Annotated in this window: 3 protein-coding genes; 2 read left to right on the top strand and 1 reads right to left on the bottom strand. The window is 72.0% G+C overall.

All coding sequences use genetic code 11. The annotated features are described in order from the left end of the window. Nucleotides 1–82: 82 nt before the first annotated feature. Both ACIA8R_RS50725 and ACIA8R_RS50730 read left to right on the top strand, forming a co-directional pair. Nucleotides 83–1,612, top strand: a complete 1,530-nt coding sequence (locus ACIA8R_RS50725; protein ID WP_397045229.1) for an MDR family MFS transporter — start codon at nt 83–85, stop codon at nt 1,610–1,612. A 162-nt stretch (nt 1,613–1,774) separates the two neighbouring features. Further along, on the top strand, nt 1,775–4,678 hold the full coding sequence (locus ACIA8R_RS50730; protein ID WP_364099641.1) for an AAA family ATPase: 2,904 nt from the start codon (nt 1,775–1,777) through the stop codon (nt 4,676–4,678). Here ACIA8R_RS50730 and ACIA8R_RS50735 read toward each other — a convergent pair. After that, a partial coding sequence (locus tag ACIA8R_RS50735) for a M28 family peptidase (RefSeq protein ID WP_364099644.1) occupies nt 4,675–6,353 on the bottom strand: 1,679 nt, incomplete at its 5' end. The two genes, ACIA8R_RS50730 and ACIA8R_RS50735, sit on opposite strands and share 4 nt — an antisense overlap.

A 6,353-nucleotide genomic window follows, 5' to 3' on the forward strand; every position in this document is an offset into this window, starting at 1 on the left:
TTGTTTTAACTAGAGGAGGCCGCGCGTGAGCGCACCGACCGTCCCGGCCGCGCCGCCGGGTCAGATGAGCCATCGGCAGATCATGGAGGCCCTGAGCGGGCTGCTGCTCGTCCTGTTCGTGGCGATGATCAGCGGCACGATCGTGTCGGTCGCGCTGCCGCAGATCATCGGCGCGCTGAACGGCACACAGTCGCAGTACACGTGGGTGATCACCGCGTCGCTGCTGGCGTCCACGGCCTCCACCCCGATCTGGGGCAAGCTGGCCGACCTGTTCAGCAAGAAGCTCCTGTTGCAGATCTCCATCGTGATCTTCATGGTCAGCTCGGTGGCCTGCGGCTTCGCCCAGGACACCGCCCAGCTCATCGCCTTCCGCGCCCTCCAGGGCCTGGGCATGGGCGCGTTGCAGGTCCTGGTCCAGGTGATCATCGCGGCGATGATCAGCCCGAAGGACCGGGGCAAGTACAACGGCTACCTCGGCGGCGTCATGGCCGTCGCGACCGTGGCCGGGCCGCTGCTCGGCGGCCTGATCGCGGACACCTCCTGGCTCGGCTGGCGCTGGTGCTTCTTCGTCGCGGCGCCGTTCACCGTGATCGCCTTCTTCCTGCTGCAGAAGACCCTGCGGGTGACCCACGTGCGCCGCGAGGGCGTCAAGGTCGACTACGTCGGCGCCACGCTGATCGCGCTCGGCGTCAGCGTGCTGCTCATCTGGGTGACCTTCGTCGGCAACTCCTTCGACTGGCTGTCCTGGCAGACCGCCGCGATGGTGCTCGGCGGCGTCGCCGTCCTGGCGATCGCGACCTGGGTGGAGACCGCGGTCAAGGAGCCGGTCGTGCCGCTGCACGTCATCCGCCGCCGTACCCCGGCGCTGGCCATCCTGGCGAGCCTCGCGGTGGGCATGGCGATGTTCGGCGGCTCGGTCTTCCTCGGCCAGTACTTCCAGATCGGCCGCGGCTACAGCCCGACCGAGGCGGGCCTGCTGACGATCCCGATGATGCTCGGCGTGCTGCTGTCCTCGGCGATCTCCGGGCGCATGGTGTCGAGGAGCGGGAACGTCAAGCCGTACATCGTGACCGGGTCGATCGTGCTGACCGTCGGGTTCCTGGTGTTGTCCCTGATGGACCACGAGACCTCGCTCGTGCTCATCGCCGGCGCGATGGTGCTGGTCGGCGCGGGCGTCGGCATGTCGATGCAGAACCTCGTCCTCGCGATCCAGAACACCGTGCCGCTGCGGGAACTGGGCGCGGCCAGCGGGGCCGTGACGTTCTTCCGCTCGCTGGGCGGCACGGTGGGCGTGTCGGTGCTCGGCGCGGTGCTGGCCAACCGGGTCGCGACGGGCATCGCCGAAGGGCTGGCCAAGGCGGGCATCGACCCGGCCAAGGCGGCCGCGGGCGGCAGGAGCACGCTGAACATCGCGGCGCTGCCGGAGCCGTTCAAGGGCATCGTCCGGGCCGCGTACGGGGATGCCACCGGGCACATCTTCCTGATCTCGGCGGGCATCGCCGTGGTCGGCGTGATCGCCACCCTGTTCCTCAAGCCGACCAAGCTCCGCGACAGCGTGGACCTGGCCGAACCCGCCCCGGCGAGCGACGGCAAGACCCCCGTCGCCCCCTGAGGCGCCGCCCGCGCGGGTCAGGGCGGTGGAGGGCGCCGGGACCACCGGCGCCACAAAGGGCATGTCATTTGACCGGAAAACAGAGGGTTGACCCGCGATGACCTGTGATGGATAACAGTATTCCGACAGGGGGAGTAAACCTGCACTGTTACGGAGACCCCGATGACAAGCCTGGCTTCTCCTGGGTTGATCGGGCGTGACGTTCAGTTACGCTCACTCACCGACGCCATCACCGGCCCTCCGGCCGTCATCCTCGTGCAGGGTGAGGCGGGCATCGGAAAGACCCGGCTGGTCCGAGCCGCGCTCGACCAGTTGCCCGACGGCGAACGCACCGTCCTGATCGGCCATTGCCACCAGATCCGCGAGCCGTTCCCGTACGGCCCGGTGTTCGACGCCCTGCGGCACGTCGCGGGGGCGCTGCCGGAGACCGGCACGCTCAACCCGGTCACCGGCGCCCTGCGCGGATACCTGCCGGAACTGGCCGGGCATCTGCCGCCGGCGCCGTCCCCGCCGCCCCTGGACGACCCCCGCGCCGAGCGCCACCGCCTGTTCCGCGCGGTGCACGCGCTGCTGGCCGCGGCGGGCCCAGCGGTGCTGGTGATCGAGGATCTCCACTGGGCCGACGACGGCACCCGTGACCTGCTGCGCTTCCTCACCGACCAGCCGCCGGCGGGGCTCGCGCTGGTGGTGACGTTCCGCCGGGAGGGGCTGCCGGTGCCGGGGCTGCCGTTCGGGCGCGCGTACCGGCGTCCGCCGGGGGTGCGCAGCGAGGTGATCTCGCTGTCGCCGCTCGACGTCGAAGGGGTGCGCAGCCTGACCGGGGCGTTGCTCGGCCGTTCGACGCTGACCTCCGAGTTCGTCACGAAGCTGCACGACCGCACGGCGGGGGTGCCGTTCGTGATCGAGGAGGTGGTGCGCTCGTTGCTCGACGACGAGGGCCAGTTACTCGGCGGCGAGGAGGAGCCTGAGGTCCTGGAGCGCATGGCCGTCCCGCTGCTGCTGCGCGAGGCGATGGCCGAACAGCTCACCGGGCTCTCACCGGCCGCGCTGCACGCCGTGCACGCCGCCGCCGTGCTCGGGCTGCCCGCCGACGAGCAGCTCATCGCCGCCGTCTCCGGCCACCCGCTGGGCGACGGGCTGAGCCAGGCGCTGAAGGCCGGCGTCCTGCTCGAACAGCACGACGGCCAGTACGGCTTCCGCCACGCCCTCGCCCAGCAGGCCGTCTACGACGCGATCCCCGGCCCCGACCGGCGGCTCACCCACCAGCGGGCGGTGAGCGCGCTGTCGGCCCTCGCCCCGCCGCCGCTCGTCCAGCTCGCCTACCACGCCAGGCGCGCGGGCGACTTCGAGTCCTGGCAGCGGCACGGCCCGGCGGCGGCCGACCACGCCGCCGCCATGGGCGACATCCCGCTCGCCGTCGAGGTGCTGGCCGGCATGCTGGCCGACCCGAAGCTCCCGCACGACGCCCGCGGCCCGCTCGCGCTGCGGCTCAGCAGGGTGGCCGCGATCGGGCTGTCCTACCGGCGGGTGGTGCGCTCGCTGCGCCACCTGCTGGCCGAGGACTTCCTGTCCCGGCACGTACGCGGCGAGGCCCGGCTCAACCTGGGCGTGCTGCTGTCCAACCAGGCCGGCGTGGTCGCCGCGGGCCGCCAGGAGATCCTGCTCGCCCTCCCCGACCTGCACGACCGGCCGAGCCTGGCCGCGCGCGGACTGGCGCTGCTGGCGATGCCCGCCTGGGGCGACGAGCCGCTGGCCGCCCACGAGGAGTGGATGAACCAGGCGGAGAAGCTGCTGGCCACCGTCGAGGACCAGGATCCCGAGCTGACCGCCGCCGTGCACGCCAACAAGATCAGCCTGGCCATGATGCTGGGCTCGGCGGACGCCTTCGACCTGGCCGCGACGCTGCCCGCGAACGACCCGTCGACGGCGGTGCGCAGGCAGGTCGCCCGCGGCTACGCCAACCTGTTCGACGCGGCCATCGCGCTCGGCCACTACGCGACGGCCGAGCGCTTCGCCGACCAGAGCAGGCGCATCGCCGAGGAGACGGGCGCGCAGTACCCGGTGTTCCTGGTGGAGATGTCCTCGATCCGGCTCGCCCTGCTGACCGGCCGCTGGGAGGGCCTGCGGGAGCGGGCGGTCGCGGCGGTCGAGATGACGGCCGAGGCGCCGCTGCTGGCCGTGGACGCCCGGCTGGCGCTGGGCGTGCTGGCCCTGGCCAGGGGCGAGTGGGAGGAGGCCGCCGAGCACCTGATGGCGACGGGGGTCAACGACCTGGAGTCGGGGTTCCTGCCGGTCGCCGCCGTGGCCTCGGGCGGCCTGATCGAGCTGCACCTGACCCGCGACTGCCCGCACGAGGCGCTGGCCGAGGCCGAACGGGGGGTGGCCAGGCTGCGGCGCAAGGGCATGTGGGTGTGGGGCGACCAGCTCGTGCCGCCGGCCGTGGCCGCGCTGCTGAAGGCCGGACGAGCGGAGGAGGCGGAGGAGCTGGTGGCCGAGTTCGCGGCGGGCATCGAGGGCCGGGACGCCCCCTCCGCGCACGCCGGCCTCGACGCGGCGACCGGCTCGCTGGCCCTGGACCGGGGCGCGTACGAGGAGGCGGCCCGGTGTTTCGCCAGGGCGCGGGCGGCGTACGAGGCGATGCCCAGGCCGTACAGCGTGGCCAGGACGGCCGAGTCCGAGGCGGCGGCCCGGCTGGCGACGGGCGACCGGGCCCGCGCCGCGGACCTGATCGCGGACGCCTGCGAACGGTACGCCGGCCTCGGCGCGACCCACGACGCCGCCCGCTGCCGCCACCTGCTGCGCGAGATCGGGCCGGGCAGCGCGCCGCGCAGGGGCAGGAAGGGCCGCAGCGGGGTGTTGTCGCCCCGCGAGGCCGAGGTGGCCCGGCTGGTCGCGCTGGGCCGGACGAACAGGGAGATCGCCGAGGTGCTGTTCCTGTCGCGGCGGACGGTGGACACGCACGTCGCGCGGGTGCTGCAGAAGCTCGGCGTGCGCACCCGCAACGACGTGAAGGAGCCCCGGCCGGATGACCGGCCGGGGCCCCCTGCCCCTGAGTCCGACGGTTAGACCGTGATGCTCCAGGAGTCCAGGAAACCGGTGTCACCGAGGTAGACGTCCTCGATGTCGAGGGTCCAGGTGCCGGCCGCCTGCTGGCTGACCGGGACCGAGAAGGTCCTGGTGCCGTACTGCGTGCAGGTGGTGCCGCCGTAGGCGTCGACCACGTACCAGGTGCCGTTCGGGCCGCGGAGCCAGATGTCGAGGTCCTCGGCGCAGGTGTGGCTGATCGTGATGGACACCTTGACCGGGGAGGCCGCGGTGCCCGACGCCGTGGACGTGATCGAGCTCTGGGTGTTGGCGTAGTCGCTGATCTGGTAGTCGGTGTCGTTGGTGAACGTCCGGCCGCCCGAGGTGCCCTGGACGGTCAGCGTGTAGGTCGTGGTGTGGTTGATCGTCTCGCCCGTGCCGGTCACGGTGATCGGGTAGGCGCCCGCCGGGGTGGTGGGCGAGGTCGCGATCGACAGGCTGGACGAGCCGCCCGACGTGATGCTGGCCGGGTTGAACGAGGCCGTGGCGCCGGTCGGCAGGCCGCTCGCGGACAGGTTCACCGTCTGGGCGGTCCCGTTCGTGGTGGTCGAGCCGATCGTCGTGGTGGCGGTGGAGCCGGCCTGCACCGTGCCCGAGCCGGGGTTGGCGGAGAGCGAGAAGTCACGCGGCTGGGTGGTGCCGCCGACCGCCTGCTTCCAGATGGCGTACGCCGCGGCGTCGGCCGCCCGGTCGAGAACGGTGTCGTTGATGTTGGAGGTGGTGTCGCAGGAGGAGTGGTAGCAGGAGTCGTAGGCCCTGTTGGCCGTGCCGCCCCACTTGGTCGCCTGCGCCGAGGTCTTGATGGCGCTCGCGCCCGCCGCCACGCCCGAGCTGGCGATGCCGGCGTTGCGGAAGGAGGCGTCGTCGGAGCGGTTGGCGCCCTCGGTGTTCTCCTCCGGCTGCAGGTTCAGCTTGTCGTAGAACTCCTTCAGGTAGGACGCGCCCGTGGTGGTGATGTTGTTGATGAAGTAACCACCGTTGGGCGAGCCGACCATGTCGTAGTTGTAGTAGACCTTGATCTTCGAGCGGTCGGCCGAGCTCAGCGAGGCGACGTACGCCTCGGAGCCGTTGAGGCCCTGCTCCTCGTCGGTCCACCAGCCGAACCGCACGTGCTTGGTGAGCGTGGGGTTCTTCTGGGCCAGGGTCAGCGCGACCTCAAGCAGGGTGGACGAGCCGGAGCCGTTGTCGTTGATGCCCGGTCCCGCGGACACGCTGTCCAGGTGGGCGCCGGACATGATGACCTGGTTGGCGTCGCCGCCGGGCCAGTCGGCGATCAGGTTCGGGCCCGCGCCGCTGGTGCAGTAGGAGACGCTGCAGGTCTGGCGGGTCACGGTGTACCCGGCCGCCTGGAGCTTCTGCTCGACGTAGGAGACCGACTGGAGGTAGCCCTGGCCGGTGGACCTGCGGTTGCCGCCGTTCGCGGTGGCGATGCTCTGGAGCTGCGCCAGGTGCGTCTTGATGTTGGTGACACTGACGTCAGGCGGGTCCTGGCCGCCGGGGCCGCCGCCGCCGACCGTCAGGGTGTACGTCGCGGTGTGCGTGGTCGAGCCGGTGCCCGTGATGGTGATCGGGTAGGTGCCCTGCGCGGTGGACGCGCCGACCGACAGCGTCAGCGTCGAGGAGTTGCCGGAGGTCACCGACGCCGGGTTGAAGCTGG

Source organism: Nonomuraea sp. NPDC051191 (assembly GCF_044455665.1).
Classification (GTDB): domain Bacteria; phylum Actinomycetota; class Actinomycetes; order Streptosporangiales; family Streptosporangiaceae; genus Nonomuraea.

What these genes read in the sequence shown, in the direction of transcription:
- ACIA8R_RS50725 (WP_397045229.1), top strand. Translation starts at nt 83, where the DNA reads ATGGAGGCCCTGAGCGGGCTGCTGCTCGTCCTGTTCGTGGCGATGATC.
- ACIA8R_RS50730 (WP_364099641.1), top strand. Translation starts at nt 1,775, where the DNA reads ATGACAAGCCTGGCTTCTCCTGGGTTGATCGGGCGTGACGTTCAGTTA.